We start from the raw sequence: 21,573 nt of genomic DNA on the forward strand, positions 1-21,573 counted from the left end.
GGTGCGTCCGAACAGCCGTAATGCCGGACTTTTGCGATACCCTCGACGATCGGGTTCAGGTCGAGGAAGCTTCCCATCTGTCAAGCAGGGCCCTCGAAGATCAACGGATTGACACTCCGTCGCGATCGTCGGTAGAGCTACACCTGCTTAGGACGGGCGGCGCCACAGTCGGCGTGACGGGCGAGCGAGGTGTCGGCAAGTCCGAGGTCTTGAGGTCTTTCTCCAATGACTCCACTAGCCAGCCAACGATCGACAACGGTGGCACAATCGGCGTCCTAATTTCGGTACCCGCTGCCTTTGACGGAATTCAGTTCCTGAAGCTCGCGCTGCGTCGCCTCGCCGAGGCCGTACCAGGCCAGGACGAGCTTCGGAAACGGAAGCGGCGGATCGCTTCGATTAAGTACCTGACTGTCTATTTCTTCGGCCTAGTGCTCATGGGCGCCGGCCTCCTCACCCTACTTAACCACACATCGGCCGCCAACTGGCGAAGTATGCTGGGGTCAGATTCGACCGAGAAATGGCAGTGGTCACCCGTTCATTTGTCTGTCGGATTGATCCTGTTCGGCATCGCCTCTGTGTTCTGCTCCTTCAGGGTGGCTCACCGATTCCACACGTCACTGCCATCGGGCCGAACAATGGCCAAAGACTTTGCGGATCAATCACGGCTCAGAACTCTCCGTTTAGCTGCGGCACTCAATGCCCAGAAAGTCCTAGAAAGATTACGCTACAGCGAGACGATCAGTGCAACGAAGGAGGGCTCGCTCACCGTAGGAAAGGCTGGATACAAGCGCTCCAATCAACGCAGCCTAAACGCGCTCCCGCTGACCGAGAGCGACCTTGTCGACGAGTTTCGAACTCTCGCGTCAGGACTCGAGGATGTCGGTTACCGAATTTGCGTGTGCATAGACGAGATGGATAAGCTAGAAGAGGGGACGCCTACCGAGAACTTCCTGAATAGCGTGAAGCAGTTGTTTGTTATTCGTTCTTGCTCGTTCTTGGTTAGTGTTTCCAGTAGTGCGTGGACGCGATTCGTGCGCCGTGGCGTCGAGCTTCGTGATGCGTTCGACAGCTCACTTGACACAATCGAGAGCGTGAGCCCGATGGAATACCTTGAGGTGCGGAGCCTCCTCCGACACCGAGGCGAAAGCATCACTGATATGCAAGCACTCTTGTGCTATGTGCTGTCTGGTGGGTTGCCCCGCGAGGCGCTCCGTGCGGGACGCTCCCTCGCACAGGTCAATTATGATCTGGGAGGAAATGTCGAACTGAATCGCTTGGTGCGCGACATGATAGACCATCAAGCGCGCAGTCTCATCGAGGCTTCGTTCAAGTTGGCGGCCGCCTCGGCGTCGGCGGACGCGACAAGCGTCGAGGTGGAGTTGCACGAGCTGCTGCACGACTGGCGGGTTCGCGCCTCCCTCAAGTCTATGCGCCCTCGCCACGATGATTCCTCCGTAGTTGGCGAGATCGATCGCGTATACGCGCTTCTTCGATTCTTCACTACCGTCGAGTCAATCTTTGTCGAACAAGAGAGAATCTTCGCCAATCCCCCCAGTCGAGTGGTTGAAATTGCATCAGTACTAGCAGCGGTGAGGCGGGAGATTGAGGCAAGTGCTTCCATCGCAGAGGCGTCGCTTGACCGTTTCGAGGCCGAGGTCGGTGCTCGGCTTTCCGCGATCAGCTAAGTTGTCAACTGGGCAGACTCGAGCGACGACTCGGATCCAATTGGGTTGGACCCTGAGCGTCTCCTGGGAAAGTATCCGTCTCAGCCCGCCCGCAGCGCCGTGACGAGCGCGTCGATCGCGATCTCGGGCTTCACGTTCGCGGTGAGGGCGTCGCGGCAGGCGAGGATCGCCTCCAGGCGGCGCAGGGACGCCTCCGGCGTGCTGTCGCGGGCGGCGTTGCCGACCTCGGTGGCGCGGTCCGGGTGGGTCGAGGTGACCGACGCGCCGATACCCCGTGCGAGGACGTCGCGGTAGTAGCCCGCGAGGTCGACGAGCGCGCGGTCGAGGGCGTCGCGCTTGGTGCGGGTGAGGCGGGAGCGCTGCTTCTTCTCCAGGTCCTTCTCCGCGGCGCGGGCCGAGCGCTGGGCCTGCGCGGTGCCCTTGCCGGTGCCGCCGGCGCCCAGCGAGACGGCGAGCTCCTCGCGCTCGGCCTCGTCGCGCGAGGCGGCGAGCGCGGCGGCTTCGGACTCGGCCGCGCCCACCATCGCGTCGGACGCGGCGAAGGCGTCGGCGGCCGAGCGCAGCGCGCGCGGCAGGGCCAGGACGGCGTCGCGCTCCTCCCGCGCCTCCGGCACGCGGGCCAGCCGGCGGGCCCGGCCGATGTGGCCCCCGCAGACCGACGCCGCCCACGTCGCGTCCTCCGGGGAGATGCCGTCGCGCTCGACGAGCACCGCCGCGATCGCCTCGGGCGCGGGCGTGCGCAGGCGCACCGCGCGGCAGCGGGACCGGATGGTCACCGAGATGTCGTCGGGGTGCTCCGACGGGCAGCAGAGCAGGAAGACCGTGCGCTCGGCCGGCTCCTCCACCGACTTGAGCAGCGCGTTCGACGCCTGCTCGGTGAGCCGGTCGGCGTCCTCGACGATGACGATCTGCCACCGTGCCGTCGTGGGGCGGCGGGCGGCGACGTCGATGGTGCCGCGCACCTCCTTGACGCTGATCGACAGGCCCTCGGGGACGATCTCGCGCACGTCGGCGTGCGTGCCGGCCATGACCGTGTGACAGGCGGGGCAGTCGCCGCAGCCCTGGTGGGGGCACTCGAGCGCCGCCGCGAACGCCCGCGCGGCCACCGAGCGTCCCGAGCCGGGCGGGCCGGTGAAGAGCCAGGAGTGGGTCATCCCCGCGGCCGGTCCGGACGCGTCCGGATCCTCGAGCTCGTCGGAGAACCGCACCCGCGCGGCGCGCTCGGCCGCGGCCTGCAGCTCCGCCACCGCCGCGGGCTGGCCGACGACCTGGGACCACACGCTCACGCCGTCGATGATGCCGCACCGGTCCGACGGCTCCCGAACGTGCGCCGGTACTCCTGCGGGGTCGTGCCGACCTCCCGCAGGAACGGGCGCCGCAGCCCGGCGGCGGTGCTGAACCCGCAGCGCGCCGCCACCGTCTCCACGGGCAGGTCGGAGGCCTCGAGCAGCTCCTGGGCCCGCCGCACGCGCTCACGGGCGAGCCAGCGGCCCGGCGTCGCCCCGGTGGCGTCGTGGAACCACCGGGCGAAGGTCCGCGGGCTGGTACCCGCGACCCGCGCCCACTCGTCGACCCCGACCGGGCGGTCGAGGTGGTCGCGCGCCCAGTCGAGGCTCGTGGCGAACGACGACGGCGGGAGCGTCGGCGCGGCGGTCGGCACGAACTGGGCCTGCCCGCCCTCGCGGTGCGGCGGCACGACGCTGTGGCGGGCGACGATCCCGGCGACGCGGCTGCCGTGGTCGCGGCGCACGAGGTGCAGGCACAGGTCGAGGCCTGCGGCCGAGCCCGCCGAGGTCAGGACGTCGCCGTCGTCGACGTAGAGGACGGTGCGCTGCACGTCGACGAGCGGGTGGCGACGGGCGAGCTCGTCGACCGCGCTCCAGTGCGTGATCGCGGGCCGGCCGTCGAGGAGCCCGGCCGCGGCGAGGACGAACGCGCCGGTGCACACCGACGCGATCCGCGCGCCGCGCGCGTGGGCGGCGCGCAGGGCCGCGAGGAGATCCTCCGGGAACGCGACCCGGCCGTCCCGCGGCGGGGCCACGACGATCGTCTCGGCGTCCGCGAGCGCCTCCGGGCCGTCCCCCGGGTCGACGACGGCCCACCGGTCGAGCCGGAGCGGCCCCGGTTCGCCGGCCACCAGCCGGACGTCGTACCAGTCCTCGCGAGGGACGCCGGTGGTCGCGGAGCGGTCGGCGGCGAGCACCTCGAGCACCGTGGAGAGCTCGAACATCGGGGTGCCGTCGGTGACGGGGACGGCCACGGTGTGCATGGCAGGAATGTATCTGATGACGACGTTCCTGCCACTGGTTCGGGCCCTCCTCCCCCGCCAGGGTCGACGACATGGAGATGCGGCGGATCGGGCAGGCGCTGGCGCGGGCCTGGGCGCGGTACGTGGACGCGTGGGAGCTCGTGGGGCGCCAGCAGCGGGGCGAGTGGGAGGACGAGGGGCCCCTGCGCTGGCGGCGGGTCCTCGGCGAGGGCTGGGAGCTGCACGGCAGCGTGCTGCCCGACGAGCCCCCGGTGCGGCGCTAGTCGCCGCGCAGCACGCCGTCGAGCAGCCCGAGCAGCACCTCGCGGACGTCACGGCGGGCCGCCTCACGGTCCGGGGCCTCGGCGATGACCATGGCCCCCTCGTCGAGCGCCCCGATGAGCACGTGGGCGAGCGGCCGCAGCGGCTGCTCGCGCAGCTGGCCCGCCTCGACGGCGGCCGCCAGCAGCTGCTCGGTGAGCCCCAGGGTGTACCGCTGGGTCAGCTCCCGGAACCGCGCCCAGCCGAGCACGCTCGGACCGTCGAGCAGGACGATCTGGCGCACCTCGGGGTCGACGCACACGGTCAGCCAGCTGTCGAGGGCCGCGCGCAGGACCTCCGCGGGCGTCCGGGCCCCGGCGGCGACCACGGCCGCGGCGAGCTCGTCCACCACGCGCTGCTCGACGTCCTCGAGCACCGCGACGAAGAGCGCCGCCTTGTCGGCGTACTGGTGGTACATCGCCCCGCGCGTCACGCCGGCCTCGCGGGCGATCTCCGGGGTGCCGACGTCGCCGTACCCGTGCTCGCCCCACAGCCGCCGCGCGGCCGCCTTGAGCGCGTCGCGGGTCGCGGCGGAGCGCTCCTCCTGCGTACGCCTCTTCACTTCCATACATCCTGCCGGTAAGTTACGAACAGCCTGCACGTAAGTATGCGATCCCGGGAGACCCCGATGCCCACCGTCGAGCTCGACCACACGACGATCCACTACGAGGTCGCCGGCCCCGACACCGGCCGCCCGGTGGTGTTCGTCCACGGCTACGCCATGGGCGGCTCCCTCTGGGCGGACGTGAGCGCGCGGCTGGCCGCGCGGGGCCTGCGCTGCCTCGCGCCCACCTGGCCGCTCGGCGCCCACCCCACCCCCTTGCGGCCCGGCGCCGACCCCACGCTGCCCGGCGTCGCCGCGACCATCGGGGACTTCCTCGCCGCCCTCGACCTCACCGACGTCGTGCTCGTCGGCAACGACACCGGCGGGCTCGTCACACAGCTCGTGGCCGTCGGTCACGGCGACCGGCTCGGCGCCCTCGTCCTGACCAGCTGCGACGCCTTCGAGCACTTCCCGCCGCCGATCCTGCGGCCGTTCATCCTCGCCTCCCGCAGCACGGTGACGTGGCGCGCCGCGGTGAAGCCGCTGGCGCTGCGGGCCGTCCGGCGGCGGGCGTACGGCGACCTCGCCCACCGCGACGTCGAACCGTTCGCGGCGGCGTGGGTCCGTCCCGCGCTCGACGACCCACGGGTTGCCGAGGACCTGCGCCGCCTGACGTCCTCGCTCGACCGCCAGGTGTCGCTGGACGTCGCCGCGCGGCTCAGCGAGATCACGGTGCCGACCCTGGTCGCGTGGTCGGCCGACGACGCCTTCTTCCCGCTGGCCGACGCCCACCGGCTCGTCGACGCGATCCCCCGCGCCGAGCTGACGGTCCTCGAGAACGCCAGGACGTTCTCGATGCTCGACCGGCCCGACGCGCTCGCCGACGCGATCGCCGGGCTCGCGGTGGCACCGGCGCGCTAGCCGGTCCGCGCCTCCTCGGGCGCCGGCAGCGCGCGGGCGACGAGCGGGGCGAGCAGCTCGCGGACCCGCGCGGCGACCTCGTCGGGGTCGCCGTCGGCGTCGACGCGCACGTAGCGCCCGGGGTCGGCGGCGGCCATCTCGGTGAGCGTGCGCTGGACCTGCCAGGTGTCGACGATCCCTTCGGACACGAAGCGCAGCGGAGCTCGACCATCGGGTCCGTTGACCGGCGCCGCGTCGGCCGAGGGGTCGCGGTCGAGCAGGACGGTGACGTCCGGGCGCAGCGAGCCCGTGGCCCACGCCCCGAGGCGCTGCAGGTCGGAGGCGTCGAGCTCGTCGCCGACACGGGCGAGCGGGGAGTCGAGGCACCCCTCGAGCACGACGACCTTCCCGTCGCGCAGCGCCGGCAGCACCTCGTGGGCGAGGACGTCGGCGCGCACCGCGGCGGCCACGAGCGCCTTCGCCCGCTGGCCCGCGACGCCGCTCGCCCCGACCGCGGCCGAGACCCGCGCGGCGTCACCGGCGCTGCGCCCGGCGAGGACGACGTCGGCACCCTGCGCGCGCAGCCAGCCCACGAGGCGCTCGCCCTGCTCGTCGGTGTCGGTCCGCGACGCGCCCTCGACGGCGACGAGGAGGCCGGGCTCGCCGTGGCGGCTGCGGCGCAGGGCCCGCCTGACGTCGGCCATGATCGTCCGTTCACGCCGGTCGTCCATCTGCCGGTAGGCGAGCACGCCGACCGCGGCCGCGACGATCCCGGCGCCGAAGAGCACGAACCGCGTGCCGTCGACCTGGGCGCGCTCGCCGAACAGCGTGAGCGTGCGCGACTGCACCAGCCCGACGAGCAGCGGCACCACCGACATCGAGGCCAGCAGGTCGACCCGCACGATCGACTGCACGAACGCGACGACCCGCCCGCGCACGGCGTCCTCGACCTGCGCGCCGATGATCGTCAGGCCGGTGAGCAGGGCCGTGCCGGCGAAGAACCCGACCATGACGACCATGACGAGCGCGACGTAGAGGTGCCAGGCGACGGCCACCGCGAGCAGCGAGAGCCCGGCACCGACGATCGCGACACCGAATAGTCGGTTGTGCGGCATCCGGCGCGCGACGCGGGGCACCGTCGCCATCCCGAGCGCGAGGCCGGTGAACAGGGCGATGAACAGCACCGAGTAGGCCGCGTCGCCACCGCCGAGGCTGGTCGCGTAGAGCCGGGCGCTGGCGATCACCGCCCCGCCGGCGGCGAAGGCGCCGATGATCCCGACGACGAGGCCGCGCACCAGCGGCGTCGTGGCCACGAACTGCGCTCCGTCGCGCAGCATCGCGAGCAGGCCCGGGGCCGCGGCCCGCCGCTCGGCGCTACGGCCGGAGATCTCGGGGATGCGGAACGCGACCGTGAGCGCGGTGAGCAGCGCGGCGAGCCCGTTGACGACGAGCGCGAGGTAGACCGTCGTCGTGGGACTGGGGTGCCAGCCCGCGATGTTGCCGGCCTTCGAGATCAGCGCGAACGCGCCCGCGGCGCTGATCACCGCGACGCCGTAGGTCATCACGAGCGAGAGCTGGTTGGCCGTCTCGACCTGGTCGGAGCGCTTGAGCAGGTTGGGGACCGAGGAGTCTTTGGCCGGGATCCACACGAGCGCGCACAGCTCGATGAGGAACGTCGCCGCGAACAGCCACCACAGCGACCCGACCAGCGGGATCGACAGGAAGAGCAGGGCCTTGCCCACGTCGCAGGTGACCATCACCGTGCGCCGGTCGAACTTGTCGGCCAGCACGCCGCCGAGCGGGGCCATGAACAGCGCCGGCAGCAACTTGGTGGCGACGACGCCGCCGAGCGCGAAGCTCTGGGCCTGGTAGCCGCTGGTCAGCTGGGTGGCGAGCGCGGTCAGCGCCAGGAGCGAGAGCCAGTCACCGAAGCTCGCGACGGCCGTGACGGCCCACAGCCGCCGGAACGGCCGGATCGCGAGCACGCTGCGGATCCGGTGCGTCGCGGACGGCGCCTCGGCGCTCGCACCGCTGGGCTGCGCGTCGATCCCGGCCCTCCCCTCGCGTCACCCCTGCCGCGAGCAGGGTATCGGGGGCAGCAGGGAGGCCGGCGACGGATCACGCCGCGCGCCGGTCAGCAGGTCCCGCCGGCGTCCATCTCCTGGATCTCCGCGGCCACCTGGCAGGCCGACGCGCCGTCGTGCCCGACGGCGAGCCGCTGCAGGAGCGTGCGCAGCACGTCCCGCTCGGAGGGCTCGAGCGGCGCGAGCAGCTCCTCCTCGGCGTCGCGGAGCCGCCGCTCGAGGTCGCAGAGCCGCGCGCTCCCGGTCTCGGTGAGCAGGACCTGGCGGGCCCGGCGGTCGGCCGGGTCGGGGCGTCGCTCGACCAGCCCGGCCTTCTCGAGCTCGTCGAGGAGGTAGGTCATCACGGTCCGGTCGACGCCGAGCGTGCGCGCCAGCGCGAGCTGCGTGCGCGGCGGTCCCTCGGCCAGCCCGGCCAGGACCTGGTAGCCGCGCGGACCGCCCGGCAAGCCGGACACGACGTCCTGCGCGGTCCGCAGGTGGGCGCGTGCCACCCGGCCCAGGGCCCAGCCCAGGTCGGCCTCGACGCGCGGCGTGGTCATGCCCACAGACTAGCGGTCAGCCAGCACGTCTGTTGACAAGAACGTCTGTCGGGCAGAATATCTTGGGAGCAGCGCTTACCGCTCCCGCTCCCGGAGGACCCCGTGACCCTGTTCCGTCTCGACAGCAGCATCCGCACGGAGGGCTCGGTGAGCCGCGAGGTCGCCGACACCCTCGAGCGCGCCTACCTCGAGGCGCACCCGTCCGACACAGTCGTGCGCCGCGACCTGCGGACCGACCCCGTGCCCGCCGACGCCTGGCCGGCCGCCGCGCTCGCCGGGTTCACGCCCGAGGACCAGCGCTCGCCCGAGCAGCGGGCGGCCGTCGGTCTCGCCGCCCGGCTGGCCGACGAGGTCGTCGACGCCGACGCGGTCGTCGTCGCGACCCCGCTCTACAACTTCGGCGTCGCGCAGCAGCTCAAGATGTGGATCGACCTCATGATCACCGACCCGCGCTTCGCGCCGGGGACCTCGCCGCTGGCCGGCAAGCCCGTGACGCTGGTGATCGCCCGCGGCGGCGGGTACGGCGAGGGCACACCCCGTGCCGGGTGGGACCACGCCACCGGCTGGATCGTGCGGATCCTCGCCGACGTGTGGGGCGGCGACGTGACGCTCGTGGAGGCCGAGCTGACCCTGGCCGACACCGTGCCCGCGATGGCCGAGCTGCGCCCGCTGGCCGGCGAGATCCGCGCCCGAGCCCACCAGCTGGCGGGCTCGGCGGGCGCCGACATGGCCCGCGCGGTGGTGGAGTCGCTGACGTCGGTGGCCTGAGCCCGGCCCGATCGAGGAGCCGTGTCCCGAGGACACGGCTCCTCGTGGCGTCTAGCTGGTCGGGGTCCCGCGGCCGCTCTTCGAGCCGGTGCCGCTCTTCGCGGTCGTCTTCTTGGCGGTGCTCGTCTTCGCGGCCGTCTTCTTGGCCGGCGCCTTCTTCGCCCCGGCCTTCGTCGGCTTGGTGCCGTCCTTCGCGCGCTTCTCGGCCAGCAGCTCGGCCGCCCGCTCGTCGGTGAGGCCCTCGACCGCGTCGCCCTTGCGCAGCGAGGCGTTCACGCCCGCGCCGTCGGTGACGTACGGGCCGAAGCGCCCGTCCTTGACGACCATCGGGTTGCCCGATGCCGGGTCGGTGCCGAGCTCCTTGAGCGGCGGCTTCGCCGCCGCCCGCCCGCGCTGCTTGGGCTGGGCGTAGAGCTTCTGGGCCTCCTCGAGGGTCACCGTGAACAGCTTCTCCTCGCTGTCCAGCGACCGGGAGTCCTTGCCCTTCTTCAGGTAGGGCCCGTAGCGCCCGTTCTGCGCGGTGATCTCCTCGCCGGACTCGGGGTCCGTGCCGACCACCCGCGGCAGGCTCAGCAGCTTGAGCGCGTCGTCGAGGGTGATCTCGGCGAGCGTCATCGACGCGAACAGCGAGCCGGTGCGCGGCTTGGACTTGTCGCCCTCTCCGAGGACCTCGGTGACGTAGGGCCCGTAGCGGCCCTCCTTGGCGAGGATCTCGTGCCCCGACTCCGGGTCGGTGCCCAGCGAGCGCCCCTCCTGCGGGGTCGCGAAGAGCTCCTCGGCGTGCGCGAGGTCGAGCTCGTCGGGCGGGAGGTCCTCGGGCAGGTTCGCCCGTTGCGACTTCTCCTCGCCGTTCTCGGTGACGACCCGCTCGAGGTAGGGCCCGTAGCGCCCGACGCGCACGACGACGTCGCGGCCCTGGTCGTCGGCGAACATCCGCAGCGAGTTGACCTCGCGGGCGTCGATGCCCTCGAGCTTGTCGCCGACGAGCTTCTTCAGCCCGCCGAGGTTCGACATCGAGGCCTCGACGCCGTCGCCGTGGGCGGCACCGTTGCCGTTGCCGTTGGCGCCGTTGCCGTTCGCACCGCCCGACCCGTTGGCCCCGAAGTAGAAGTGCGACAGCCACGTCTCGCGCTGGGCGTTGCCCGCGGCGATCGCGTCGAGCTCGTCCTCGAGCGCGGCGGTGAAGTCGTAGTCGACGAGGCGCCCGAAGTGCTGCTCCATCAGCCCGACCACGGCGAAGGCGATCCAGCTCGGGACGAGGGCGCTGCCCTTCTTCCAGACGTAGCCGCGTTCCTGGATCGTGTTGATGATCGACGCGTAGGTGGACGGGCGTCCGATGCCGCGCTCCTCCAGCGTCTTCACCAGGCTGGCCTCGGTGTAGCGCGCCGGGGGGTTGGTGCTGTGCCCCTCGGGGGTCAGCTCGTCCGCGGCGCACGCGTCGCCCTCGGCCAGGCGCGGCAGGCGGCGCTCGGCGTCGTCGGCCTCACCGCCGGCCTCCTCGTCGACGGTCTCGACGTAGGCGCGCAGGAAGCCGGGGAACGTGATGGTGCGCCCGGACGCCGAGAACGTGCACTCCTCGCCCGTCGCGGCCGTGCCCGTGATGCGCACGCTCATCGTCGTGCCGCGCGCGTCGCGCATCTGGCTCGCGATGGTGCGCTGCCAGATCAGCTCGTAGACGCGGAACTCGTCGCCCGAGAGCTCGCTGGCTACCTGGCCCGGCGTCCGGAACGTCTCCCCCGCCGGGCGGATCGCCTCGTGCGCCTCCTGCGCGTTCTTGACCTTGCGCGTGTACTGGCGCGGCTTCTCGGCGACGTTCTCGTCGCCGTAGAGGTCGCGGGCCTGGTTGCGCGCGGCGTTGATCGCGGTCTCCGACAGCGTCGTGGAGTCCGTGCGCATGTAGGTGATGTAGCCGTTCTCGTACAGGCGCTGCGCGGTGCGCATCGTCCGCTCGGCCGAGAACCGCAGCTTGCGGCCGCCCTCCTGCTGGAGGGTCGAGGTCATGAAGGGCGCGTACGGCTTGCGCGTGTACGGCTTCTCCTCGACCGAGGAGACCGTGTAGTCGCGGTCGGCGAGGGCCTCGGCCAGGCGCCGGGCGTCGCCCTCGTCGAGGCGCCGGACGTCCTGCGTCTTCAGCTGCCCGAGGGAGTCGAAGTCGCGGCCGGTGGCGACGCGGGCGCCATCGACGGCGGTGAGGCTCGCCTTGAAGCTGCGCGGGGCCTGATCGTCCTTGGACTCGGTCGCTCGCAGCTGGGCGTCGATGCCCCAGTAGCCCGCGGACACGAACGCCATCCGCTCGCGCTCGCGCTCGACGATCACGCGAGTCGCCACCGACTGCACCCGGCCCGCCGAGAGCTTCGGCATGACCTTCTTCCACAGCACGGGGCTGACCTCGTAGCCGTAGAGCCGGTCGAGGATGCGCCGGGTCTCCTGCGCGTCGACGAGGTCCTGGTCGAGCTCTCGGGGGTTCGCGGCGGCGGCCTGGATGGCCGACTCGGTGATCTCGTGGAACACCATGCGCCGGACCGGAACCTTCGGCTTGAGGGTCTCCAGCAGGTGCCAGGCGATGGCCTCGCCCTCGCGGTCGCCGTCCGTCGCGAGGTAGAGCTCGTCGACCTCCTTGAGGGCGTCCTTGAGCTCGGTGACCGTCGACTTCTTGTCCGGCGTCACGATGTAGAGCGGCTCGAAGTCGTTGTCGACGTCCACGCCCAGGCGGGCCCAGGCCTCACCCTTGTACTTGGCGGGGACGTCGGCGGCGCCGCGCGGCAGGTCGCGGATGTGGCCGCGGCTGGACTCGACGATGTAGCGCGAGCCCAGGTAGTCGGCGATCTTGCGAGCCTTCGCCGGCGACTCGACGATCACGAGCCGGCGACCGCCGTCACCGGCCGGGGTCGCGCCGCCGCGGCCGGTCTTCTTCCCGCCGCCGGAGCCCTTGCTCCCGGACTTCGTGCCCGACGTCGCGCGCGTGCCGGACCGCCCCGCGGACCCGTTCTCGGTGGGGGTCGCGGTGTCGGTGGTCGCGCTGCGTGCCGTCGTCGAGCCCTTCGTCGGTGCCACGGGCATGCCTCGTCTCGTCGTACAGGTGGCGGGTCGCCACTGGCGCCAGTGTGCCTCACGGTGGTCGCCGCGCCAGGCGCGACCGGTCGTTTCCCCGCGGCACACGGGTGGGGACCACGCTTCTCGAACCCCCGTCGGCGCCTCGCGGGAGGGCCGATCGGTGCTGGACATCGGGCCGTTCGGGCGCTCCCGCCACGGTAGCGACCGGGGTGTCGGCGGGCTCACACCGGCCAGACGCCGTCGGCCAGCCGTCGGGGCGGACGCCCGACCAGCTCACCCAGTCGGCCCTGCCGCCGGGCCCCGACGATACGCAGCGCCGGGGTGCGGCCGTGCCGGACGAGCCGCGCGCCGAGCCCCAGGTGACGACTCGCTGTGAGCAAACGGTCGTCGAGCGTGCGCGCCTCGGGGTCGAGCCCGAGCGTGTAGCCCCGCCCCGCGTGCGCCCCCGCGGCCAGCACCCAGAGCCGCAGCCGCGGTCCGTCCAGCTCGAACCCCGACGGCACCGTCTTCGTTCCGGCCCCGCACGTCCACGCCCGTGCCAGGTCCGCGAGATCGGTGCGGAAGGCCGTGCTGACCTGGTGCCGCCCGTCCTCGGCGCGCCCCACCTCCGCCGGCACCCCCCGCGCCCGCAGCGCGCAGCACACGGCCTCCGCCCGCCACGTGCTGACGGGGTCCTCGGGGTGGTGGCTCGCTAGGTTGTCAGCGTGGCGTCCACGCTGACGTTCAACGTCAGGAAATCCACCCGCTCGCGACGGCGGCGCCGCTCTCGGTGCGAGGCGGGCCGCGATCTCGTCGGGGTCCAGGTCGAGGAACGCGAGCTCCTCGGGGTCGAGGGCCGGCGCGTGGTCGACTGGGGTGTCGTCGACCTGGGCGTCGTCGATGTCGGGCTCCTCGACCTCCGCGCCGTCGTTGTCGCCCTCCGGCTCATCGTCCGGCTCGGGCGGCGGCGCGCCCAGCACGATCGTCAGACGCGCCGCGCGGCCGCTGCCGAACAGCTCCGCGCGCCCCGGCCCGCAGAGCAGTCCCTCGAGGTCGCCCAGGGCGCGCGGACGGGCGTCCGCCGACCAGAACGACAGCTGCCCCACGCCCGCGGAGCCTAGAACATGCGTTCGAACGGACGCGGGACCCGACACGGGCCTCAGACGGTCTGCAGGCCCACCACGCGCAGGAGGTCGAGCAGCTCGGCGTCCCGCGACCCCGGAACGGCGGAGTACACGACGAGGCGCTGGTCGTCGCCGGGGACGTCGAGCGAGTCGCAGTCCAGGGTGAGCCGACCGATGCCCGGGACCTCGAAGGTCTTGCGGTCGACGCGGCGGTCCTCCACCGGCCGCTGCGCCCACAGCTCGGCGAAGATCGGGCTCGTCCGGTTCAGCTCGTCCACCAGCGCCCGCAGCACTGCGTCGTCGGGATAGCGACCCAACGCCGACCGGGCCCGCGCGACCGCCGCACGGTCGAGGCGGGCACGACTGCCGTCCTCCTCGACGACGAGCGCGTGACCCTCGCGCCCCCGCGGCCCGAGCCGCATCCAGAGGAGGTTGCGCTGGTCACGGGGGATCGCCGAGAGATCCCCGAACAGCGCGTCGAGCAGGGGATTCCAGGCCAGCAAGGTGCTGCGGGCGTCGACGAGCATCGCCGGCAGGTCGTGCATGCGGTCGAGCAGGCGCAGCACGCTCGGGCGCACGATGTCGACGACCTGCCCGGACCCCGGCGCCTCGACTCCGGCGAGGTCGAAGAGGTGGCGCGTCTCGGGGGTCGTGAGGCGCAGGGCGCGGGCGAGCGCGCCGAGCACCGACGACGACGGATGGGGTCCGCGGCCCTGCTCGAGGCGCACGACGTAGTCGACCGACACCCCGGCCAGCGCGGCGACCTCCTCGCGCCGCAACCCCGGCGTCCGGCGCCGCGGCCCGGCGGGCAGGCCGGCGTCGGCGGGCGTCACGCGCTCGCGCCACTGCCGGAGCGCCGCCGCCAGGTCGGCGCTGTCACCGCGGCTCATGACTCCAGGATGCCCCGCCCCCGGACACCCAGCCTGGTACCGCGGGTCCCCGGGTGCGACGTCCCTGGCCGACGATCACCGCCCGGCGCATCGTGGGTCCATGAGCACCGCACTGATCACCGGGGCCTCCCGCGGGCTGGGGCTCGAGGCCGCCCAGCGGCTGGCCGGGCAGGGCTGGACGGTCCTCGCCGGCGCCCGCGAGCCCGGGCCCCTGGCCGACACGCTGGGCACGACCGACCTCGACATCCGCCCGATCGCCCTCGACGTCACCGACGACGCGTCGGTCGCCGCGGCGGCCAAGGAGGTGCAGGACGCCGTCGGAGCGATCGACGTCCTGGTGAACAACGCCGGCATCGCCGGGGCCGAGCGGGAGATCGCTCCGGCGGACACCACGGCCGAGCACCTGCGCGCGGTGTACGAGACGAACGTCTTCGGGCCGGTGCGCGTCACCCACGCGTTCCTGCCCCTGCTGCAGCGGAGCGAGCACCCGCGGCTGGTGATGGTGTCGTCGAGCCTCGGCTCCCTGCAGGAGATGCACGCCGGGCGGTGGGAGCGCTACCCGCACCTCGCCTACCCGTCGTCGAAGGCGGCGCTGAACATGATCTCGGTGCTGTACGCGAAGACGCTCGCCGACGTCGTCGTCACCGTCGTCAACCCGGGCTGGACCGCGACGAACCTCAACGCCTTCGCGGGCTCCCAGACCCTCACCGAGGGCACCGACGCGATCGTCGCGGCCGTCACCGACACCGAGGGCGCGACGGGACGCTTCCTCGACCGCGACGGCGAGCTCCCGTGGTGACCCACCCCTGAGCCCCGAGACGCGCGAAGGGCCCCTCCGGTCGACCGGAGGGGCCCTTTGCCGTCGTGCGTGCCCGTCAGGCCTGGGCGGCCGCCGGGGCGTCCTGGTTGGAGTCGGCGATCGCGGTCGAGCGGCGCTTCGACACGTAGATCGCGACGATGATGCCGATCAGCGCCACCACGGCGATGACGATGCGGACCGCCGGGTTGGCGTCCACGCCGACCGACAGGGCCACGACGGCCGGGGCGATCAGCACCGAGACCAGGTTCATGACCTTGATCAGCGGGTTGATCGACGGGCCGGCGGTGTCCTTGAACGGGTCACCGACGGTGTCACCGATGATCGTCGCTTCGTGGGCGTCGGAGCCCTTGCCGCCGTGGTTGCCGTCCTCGACGAGCTTCTTGGCGTTGTCCCAGGCACCGCCCGAGTTGGCCAGGAAGATCGCCATCAGCGTGCCGGCGGCGATGGCGCCGGCGAGGTAGCCCGCGAGCGGGCCGACGCCGAGACCGAAGCCGACGGTGATCGGGGCGAGGATGGCCAGCAGGCCCGGCGTCGCGAGCTCGCGCAGCGCGTCACGGGTGCAGAGGTCGACGACCTTGCCGTACTCCGGGCGCCCGGCGCCGTCGCCGCCGCGGTACTCCATGATCCCGGGGATCGAGGCGAACTGGCGACGCACCTCGAACACGACCGCCCCGGCCGCGCGCGACACGGCGTTGACCGCGAGGCCCGCGAACAGGAAGACGACCGCCGCACCGATGACCACGCCGACCAGCAGGTTCGGGGCGGTCACGTTGTAGATGTCGCCGATCGTCTGGCCCGCCTCGCGGTAGGCCAGGGTGATCGCGTCGTTGTACGAGCCGAACAGCGCCGTGGCGGCGAGGACGGCCGTGGCGATCGCGATGCCCTTGGTGATCGCCTTCGTGGTGTTCCCGACGGCGTCGAGCTCGGTGAGGATGTCCGCGCCGGCGCCCTCGACGTCACCGGACATCTCGGCGATGCCCTGCGCGTTGTCCGAGACCGGGCCGAAGGTGTCCATGGCGACGATGACGCCGACCGTGGTCAGCAGGCCGGTGCCCGCGAGGGCCACGGCGAACAGTGCGACGAACACGGAGCCCGACAGCAGGAACGCGCCGTAGACGGCCGCGCCGATGACGATCGCGGTGTAGACGGCGGACTCGAAGCCGACCGAGATGCCGGCGAGGATGACCGTCGCGGCACCGGTGAGCGAGCTGGTGCCGACGTCCTTGACGGGCTTGTCCTCGGTGCCGGTGTAGTAGCCGGTCAGCGACAGGATGACGATCGCGAGGACGATGCCGATGATCACGGCGACGAACGCGATGATCTGCGGGTTGCCGGCGGCGGCGAGGTCGCCGATGCGGGCGGCGTCGACGCCCGGCAGCTCGGCGAAGCTCGACGGCAGGTAGGTGAACGCGGCGATCGAGCACAGGATGATCGAGATGACCGCGGACACGTAGAAGCTGCGGTTGATGGCCCGCAGCGCGTTCTCGCCCTCGCGGGTCCGCGTGATGAACACGCCGACGATCGCGGTGAGGACACCGATCGCCGGGATGATCAGCGGGTAGGTCAGGCCGAGGGTGCCGAACGCCACCGAGCCCAGGATCAGCGCGGCGACCAGGGTCACGGCGTAGGACTCGAAGAGGTCCGCGGCCATGCCGGCGCAGTCACCGACGTTGTCGCCCACGTTGTCCGCGATGGTCGCGGCGTTGCGGGGGTCGTCCTCGGGGATGTTCTGCTCGACCTTGCCGACGAGGTCGGCGCCGACGTCCGCGGCCTTGGTGAAGATGCCGCCGCCGACACGCATGAACATCGCGAGCAGGGCGGCGCCGAGGCCGAAGCCCTCGAGGACGCGCGGGGCCTCCTCGACGAAGATCAGCACGACGATCGCGGCACCGAAGAGGCCGAGGCCGACGGTGGCCATGCCGACCACGCCGCCGGTGCGGAACGCGATCCTCGCGCCCTTGTCGCGCCCGCCCGGCTCGTTGGCCGCCGCGGCGACGCGGATGTTCGCCTTCGTCGCGAGGTTCATGCCCAGCGCGCCGATGGCCATCGAGAACAGCGCGCCCACCACGAAGGCCACCGAGCGGCCGATGAGCTCGCCCGTGCTCGACGCGGGCAGCGCGAACAGCACCAGGAAGACCACGACGATGAACGGCGCGAGCGTCTTGAACTGGCGGGTGAGGAACGCGTTCGCGCCCTCCTGCACCGCCCGGCCGATGTCACGCATGCCCTGCGTGCCCTCGTCGGCGGCGAGCACCTGCTTGCGCAGCACGAAGCCGATGGCGAGCGCGATGACGGCCACGACCGCCACCACGACCACCACGATGTTGTCGCCGGCGGAGAACGAGATCCCCGCGGCGAGGACGGACGCTTGCATCCAGCCTCCCGGTTGGCACATCTGCTCGACGCGCCCGGCCCGGCCTCGCGGCGACCTCGGCGCGTGATGAATCAGCCACCGCCCCGACACGCCGGGTGGTGGACAGGTGCCGCAGTGTAGGAGGTGGGAGTCACCCGGTCGCACGGCAGTTCCCCCGAGCGCTGTGAGGTGTACGTCTTTCTCGAACGAGAGTGCGAGGGGAGAGCCTGTGTCAGGGTCGGCGCGCGTGGGGGTCGAACGCGATCTGCGCTCGCGCGAGGAGGCGCTCGAGACCGCGCTCGAGGGCCGGACGCGGGGCGCGGTGCTCCTGCGGCGGGTGCTCGCGGGCACGCCCGACGGTGAGAGCCCCCTGACCCACGCCGAGATCGTCCCCGCGCGGGAGGGCACCACCGAGGGCTGGCCGGATTGGGTGCCCGAGACGGTGCGCGCCCCGTTCCTCGCCCGCGGCATCGACCGTCCGTGGAGCCACCAGGCCGCGGCCGCGTCGCTCGCGGCCGACGGCGAGCACGTCGTGGTCTCCACCGGCACCGCGTCCGGGAAGTCGCTGGCCTACCAGCTGCCGGTGCTCACCCAGCTCCACACCGACCCGCGCGCGACCGCCCTGTACCTCTCGCCGACCAAGGCGCTGGGCGCCGACCAGCTCCGGACCGTGCTCGACCTCGGCGTCGACGGGGTGCGCGCGGCGTCCTACGACGGTGACACCCCGATCCCCGAGCGCGACTGGGTCCGCCAGCACGCCAACTGGGTGTTCACCAACCCGGACATGCTCCACCGGGGCGTCCTGCCCCGGCACGGCCGCTGGACGACGTTCCTGCGCCGCCTGCGCTACGTCGTCGTCGACGAGTGCCACACCTACCGCGGCCTCTTCGGCTCGCACGTCGCGCTGCTGCTGCGCCGCCTGCGCCGGGTGTGCGCCCGTTACGGGGCGCACCCGACGTTCGTCCTCGCGTCCGCGACGGTGTCCGAGCCCGCGGCCTCGGCGTCGGTGCTGACCGGGCTCGACGTGTCCGAGGTCACCGACGACGGCTCGCCGCGCGGCGCCCGGGCCGTCGCCCTGTGGGAGCCGCCGCTGCTGGAAGAGGTCACCGGGGAGAACGGCGCCCCGGTGCGGCGCTCGGCGGGGGCGGAGACCTCGCGGATGCTCGCCGACCTGGTGCTCGAGGGCGCGCGGTCGCTCGCCTTCGTCCGGTCGCGGCGCGGGGCGGAGCTCACCGCGCTGGGCGCGCGCCGGGTGCTCTCGGAGATCGACGACGAGCTGGCGACGCAGGTGGCGGCCTACCGCGCCGGCTACCTGCCCGAGGAGCGCCGCGAGCTGGAGCAGGCCCTGCTGTCGGGGTCGCTGCGCGGGGTGGCGACGACGAACGCCCTCGAGCTCGGTGTCGACATCGCCGGCCTCGACGCGGTCGTGGTCGCCGGGTTCCCCGGCACGCGGGCGTCGTTCTGGCAGCAGGCCGGTCGCGCCGGGCGGTCGGGTGACGACGCGCTGGTGGTGCTCGTCGCCACGGACGACCCGCTGGACACCTATCTCGTGCACCACCCCGAGGCGATGCTCGGCGCACCCCTCGAACGCTGCGTGCTCGACCCCACGAACCCCTACGTCCTGGCGCCGCACCTGGCGTGCGCGGCGTCGGAGATCCCGTTGACGCGGGAGGACATCGCCGCGCTCGGGGGCGACGCCGCGCTGTCGGTCGTCGACGACCTCGTGGCCGAGGGTCTGCTGCGGCGGCGCCGGGGCGGGTGGTTCTGGTCGCACCCGACCGACCGCCCGCACGCCGGCGTCGACATCCGCGGCAGCGGCGGCGAGCAGGTGGTGCTCGTGGAGTCGGAGACCGGGCGCATGCTCGGCACCGTCGACCCCGGCGCGGCCCCGGCGACCGTCCACCCCGGCGCCGTCCACCTGCACCAGGGCGAGAGCTACGTCGTCGACACCCTCGACCTCGACGAGGGCCTCGCCCACGTGCACGCCGAGGACCCGGAGTGGACCACCCAGGCGCGCACGGTGATCGACATCTCGGTCGAGGAGACGGAGCGGTGCGCCTCGTACGGCGACCTGCAGGTCTGCCTGGGCTCGGTGGAGGTGACCGAGCAGGTGGTCGGCTACCTGCGCAAACTCCCCTCGGGGCGGGTGCTCGACTCGAACCCGCTCGACATGCCCGCGCGCAGCCTGCAGACCCGCGCGGTCTGGTACACGCTCACGGAACAGGCGCTGCTGGCGGCGGGGCTGGCGCCGGCGCGGTGGCCGGGCGCCCTGCATGCGGCCGAGCACGCGGCGATCGGGCTGCTCCCGCTCGTCGCGACCTGCGACCGGTGGGACATCGGCGGCGTCTCGACCGCCCTGCACCCGGACACCGGGCACCCGACGGTCTTCGTGCACGACGGCCATCCCGGCGGCGCGGGGTTCGCCGACCGTGCCCACGAGGCCCTGCGGGAGTGGCTGACCGCGACCCGCGCGGCCATCGCCGACTGCGAGTGCCCCTCGGGCTGCCCGTCCTGTGTCCAGTCGCCGAAGTGCGGGAACGGCAACGACCCGCTCGACAAGGCGGGCGCGATCCTCGTGCTCGACGCCGTCCTGGGGCGGTTGGCCGAGGGCTGAGCGGGGCGTTGCGGGCCGTGCTCGTTCGCGGGCGCGGCGGGCGGGAGGTGGGCTCCGCCGCGGGTCGGGGGTTCTCCGGTCCGTCCCGACCCGCGGCGAGGTCTGGAGCGCCGCAGGCCGGGGAGATCGTCGACCCGGCCTGCGGCGCCGTTCGGGGCGGCGGTGGGCGCGCGAATCGCTCGCGGGCGGCCCACCGCCGCGGGGGCCCTCCCCTGTGTCCCGGACCGGCAGCCGGTCGCGACGGGTGCACCGGCGCGTCGGCTGAGGTGTCCGGGTGGGGCGGCGGGCGCGGCCTCCCGATCGGGAGGCCTCGCTGGTCCGGCGTCGCCCCGAGGGGACCCGAAGTCTGGAGTTGTGGGGGTGTCGCGCGGGGCCTGCTGCTAGGAGCGGACCCCGGTGGCGACGGTGGCGAGGCGGTAGGTCGACCCGCCGCCAGCGACCGCCGGTCGCTGGGCCACGGCCTCGACGAGAGCGTCCTGGACGCGGAACGGGTCGGGCAGGTTCCAGCCGCAGGCCGACGGGCGGACCCGCCAGTGCACCGAGCCCTGCGGGTAGGTCGACGGCGGCGCGGAGAACCAGCTGCCGCGGCCGTGGAGCACGACGCCGGCCCGCTCGGCGAGGTCGGGGCGCAGCGGCTCGCCCGCGCCGACCGGGAACAGCCACTCGCCGGTGGGCGTCGCGGCGATCGGGACCGGCACCCCGAGCGCCCGCAGCACGGCGGCGGCGCGACGGCCGACGGTGGCGGGGACCTCGAGGACGTCGAAGGTCAGGCCGGTGGGCAACAGGATCGAGTACGGCAGGCCCGACCACCACTCGGCGATCTGGCCGCAGTCGGTGGACGCGCGACGGGCCCAGTCGTCGAGCACCGGGCACGGCCCGTCCTGGGCGGCGTCGGGGCATCCGCTCCACGCCTCGCCCTGCGGGAACGTTCCGGGGACGACCGCCCAGCCGTGGTCGGCCAGGACCATCGCCTCAGCGCGGAGCTCCGTGCCGTAGACGGCTCGATAGCTGTCCCACCACTGCATCGGTTCCTCCTGGTCCGGGTGTCCGTCCCGGTGTGCTGTTCCCAGTAACGGCATGCACACGTGGCTTCGCCACCCGTCATCGCCCATCGGCCGTGATCACACGTTGAGCGTGCTCGTCGGCCCCGTTCAGCGGGCGAGCGCGCGACGAGCAGCCGACCCGCGCCCGTTTGCTCGTCCGGGGCGCCGCTCACCCGGGACCGCCCTCCGCTCGTCCCGGGTCGAGCGGCGCCTGGTCGCCCGCCGTCACCGCCGCGGTGCCGGTCGGGGCGTCACCGACGGCGACCGGTCCCGCCCGTGCGCGTCCCGTGGCATCACCGGACACGCTCGGCACACACCGGCACGGCGCGGCCGCGACGACGGTCACCGTCCACCCCCGGGCCGTGCAGGCCAGCACCCGCGCACCGTTGCCCGCGGCGACCGTGGACGCCCGCTCGCAGGCCACGTCGACGCCCTCGACGACCGCCCGGGCCGCGGCGAGCGCCGCCAGGTCGGCGGCCGCCTCCGCGCGGTGGCGGGCGAGCGTGGCGGCGCCGAGCTGCAGCCCGAGCCCGAGCAGCAGGACCAGCACGCCGACCGCGGCGGCCGCAAGCACCGTGGCCACCCCGGCGTCGTCGGCGACCACGGC

The 21,573-nt window shown here is 73.1% G+C and carries 17 protein-coding genes; 6 read left to right on the forward strand and 11 right to left on the reverse strand.

Translation table 11 applies throughout. From position 1 onward, the window contains the following. Positions 1-173 precede the first annotated feature (173 nt). Positions 174-1,685: a hypothetical protein gene (locus ACR9E3_RS31255; RefSeq protein ID WP_460384906.1), complete on the forward strand. Its 1,512-nt coding sequence runs from the start codon at positions 174-176 to the stop codon at positions 1,683-1,685. A gap of 80 nt (positions 1,686-1,765) precedes the next feature. Here ACR9E3_RS31255 and ACR9E3_RS31260 read toward each other — a convergent pair whose 3' ends face one another. Together ACR9E3_RS31260 and ACR9E3_RS31265 are read right to left on the reverse strand one after the other, a co-directional pair. Next, entirely contained in the window at positions 1,766-2,971 is a 1,206-nt protein-coding gene (locus ACR9E3_RS31260) for a DNA polymerase III subunit delta' (protein WP_460384908.1), read from the reverse strand. Continuing rightward, positions 2,968-3,954, reverse strand: a complete 987-nt coding sequence (locus ACR9E3_RS31265) for a GlxA family transcriptional regulator (protein WP_460384909.1) — start codon at positions 3,952-3,954, stop codon at positions 2,968-2,970. The genes ACR9E3_RS31260 and ACR9E3_RS31265 overlap by 4 nt, the downstream gene beginning before the upstream one ends. A 71-nt stretch (positions 3,955-4,025) precedes the next feature. Here ACR9E3_RS31265 and ACR9E3_RS31270 point away from each other — a divergent pair, with 71 nt between their 5' ends. Then, the gene (locus ACR9E3_RS31270; protein ID WP_460384910.1) at positions 4,026-4,217 is read left to right on the forward strand and encodes a hypothetical protein; all 192 of its coding nucleotides are present in this window, start codon (positions 4,026-4,028) and stop codon (positions 4,215-4,217) included. Here ACR9E3_RS31270 and ACR9E3_RS31275 read toward each other — a convergent pair. Next, positions 4,214-4,816 (reverse strand): TetR/AcrR family transcriptional regulator, encoded by a 603-nt coding sequence (locus ACR9E3_RS31275; RefSeq protein WP_285658597.1) that lies wholly within the window; start codon positions 4,814-4,816, stop codon positions 4,214-4,216. The two genes, ACR9E3_RS31270 and ACR9E3_RS31275, sit on opposite strands and share 4 nt — an antisense overlap. A gap of 66 nt (positions 4,817-4,882) precedes the next feature. Here ACR9E3_RS31275 and ACR9E3_RS31280 point away from each other — a divergent pair, with 66 nt between their 5' ends. Next, a complete protein-coding gene (locus ACR9E3_RS31280) occupies positions 4,883-5,719 on the forward strand; it encodes an alpha/beta fold hydrolase (protein ID WP_460384912.1) in 837 nt (278 codons plus the stop codon). Here ACR9E3_RS31280 and ACR9E3_RS31285 read toward each other — a convergent pair. Together ACR9E3_RS31285 and ACR9E3_RS31290 are read right to left on the reverse strand one after the other, a co-directional pair. Beyond that, positions 5,716-7,683, reverse strand: coding sequence for a bifunctional MFS transporter/dTMP kinase (locus ACR9E3_RS31285; RefSeq protein WP_460384913.1), 1,968 nt, complete (start codon positions 7,681-7,683; stop codon positions 5,716-5,718). The genes ACR9E3_RS31280 and ACR9E3_RS31285 overlap by 4 nt on opposite strands. A 149-nt stretch (positions 7,684-7,832) precedes the next feature. Next, positions 7,833-8,321 carry a MarR family winged helix-turn-helix transcriptional regulator gene (locus ACR9E3_RS31290; RefSeq protein ID WP_460384914.1) on the reverse strand — a complete coding sequence of 163 codons (489 nt, stop codon included), beginning with the start codon at positions 8,319-8,321 and terminating at the stop codon, positions 7,833-7,835. Positions 8,322-8,423: 102 nt separating this feature from the next. On the opposite strand from ACR9E3_RS31290, the gene ACR9E3_RS31295 reads away from it, so the two are divergent. Next, positions 8,424-9,089: an FMN-dependent NADH-azoreductase gene (locus ACR9E3_RS31295; protein ID WP_460384915.1), complete on the forward strand. Its 666-nt coding sequence runs from the start codon at positions 8,424-8,426 to the stop codon at positions 9,087-9,089. 51 nt (positions 9,090-9,140) lie between these two features. Here the strand turns inward: ACR9E3_RS31295 and topA are convergent, their stop codons facing one another. The 3 genes from topA to ACR9E3_RS31310 all read right to left on the reverse strand — a co-directional run bounded on the left by topA (position 9,141) and on the right by ACR9E3_RS31310 (position 14,136). After that, on the reverse strand, positions 9,141-12,149 hold the full coding sequence (topA, locus tag ACR9E3_RS31300) for a type I DNA topoisomerase (protein ID WP_460384916.1): 3,009 nt from the start codon (positions 12,147-12,149) through the stop codon (positions 9,141-9,143). A gap of 215 nt (positions 12,150-12,364) precedes the next feature. After that, positions 12,365-13,228 (reverse strand): hypothetical protein, encoded by an 864-nt coding sequence (locus ACR9E3_RS31305; protein WP_460384917.1) that lies wholly within the window; start codon positions 13,226-13,228, stop codon positions 12,365-12,367. A gap of 53 nt (positions 13,229-13,281) precedes the next feature. Beyond that, positions 13,282-14,136 (reverse strand): helix-turn-helix transcriptional regulator, encoded by an 855-nt coding sequence (locus ACR9E3_RS31310; protein WP_460384918.1) that lies wholly within the window; start codon positions 14,134-14,136, stop codon positions 13,282-13,284. Between the two features lie 100 nt (positions 14,137-14,236). On the opposite strand from ACR9E3_RS31310, the gene ACR9E3_RS31315 reads away from it, so the two are divergent. Then, entirely contained in the window at positions 14,237-14,935 is a 699-nt protein-coding gene (locus tag ACR9E3_RS31315; RefSeq protein WP_460384920.1) for an SDR family NAD(P)-dependent oxidoreductase, read from the forward strand. Between the two features lie 76 nt (positions 14,936-15,011). Here ACR9E3_RS31315 and ACR9E3_RS31320 read toward each other — a convergent pair whose 3' ends face one another. Then, the gene (locus ACR9E3_RS31320) at positions 15,012-17,330 is read right to left on the reverse strand and encodes a sodium-translocating pyrophosphatase (protein WP_460384921.1); all 2,319 of its coding nucleotides are present in this window, start codon (positions 17,328-17,330) and stop codon (positions 15,012-15,014) included. 244 nt (positions 17,331-17,574) lie between these two features. On the opposite strand from ACR9E3_RS31320, the gene ACR9E3_RS31325 reads away from it, so the two are divergent. Then, complete coding sequence (locus tag ACR9E3_RS31325) at positions 17,575-19,923, forward strand: DEAD/DEAH box helicase (protein ID WP_460384953.1); 2,349 nt, start codon at positions 17,575-17,577, stop codon at positions 19,921-19,923. 380 nt (positions 19,924-20,303) lie between these two features. Here ACR9E3_RS31325 and ACR9E3_RS31330 read toward each other — a convergent pair whose 3' ends face one another. Together ACR9E3_RS31330 and ACR9E3_RS31335 are read right to left on the reverse strand one after the other, a co-directional pair. Further along, positions 20,304-20,948 carry a bifunctional DNA primase/polymerase gene (locus tag ACR9E3_RS31330; RefSeq protein ID WP_460384922.1) on the reverse strand — a complete coding sequence of 215 codons (645 nt, stop codon included), beginning with the start codon at positions 20,946-20,948 and terminating at the stop codon, positions 20,304-20,306. Positions 20,949-21,135: 187 nt separating this feature from the next. Then, the gene (locus tag ACR9E3_RS31335) at positions 21,136-21,549 is read right to left on the reverse strand and encodes an Rv3654c family TadE-like protein (protein ID WP_460384923.1); all 414 of its coding nucleotides are present in this window, start codon (positions 21,547-21,549) and stop codon (positions 21,136-21,138) included. Positions 21,550-21,573: the final 24 nt, after the last annotated feature.

The sequence above is a fragment of the Actinomycetospora sp. C-140 genome, from assembly GCF_054796175.1.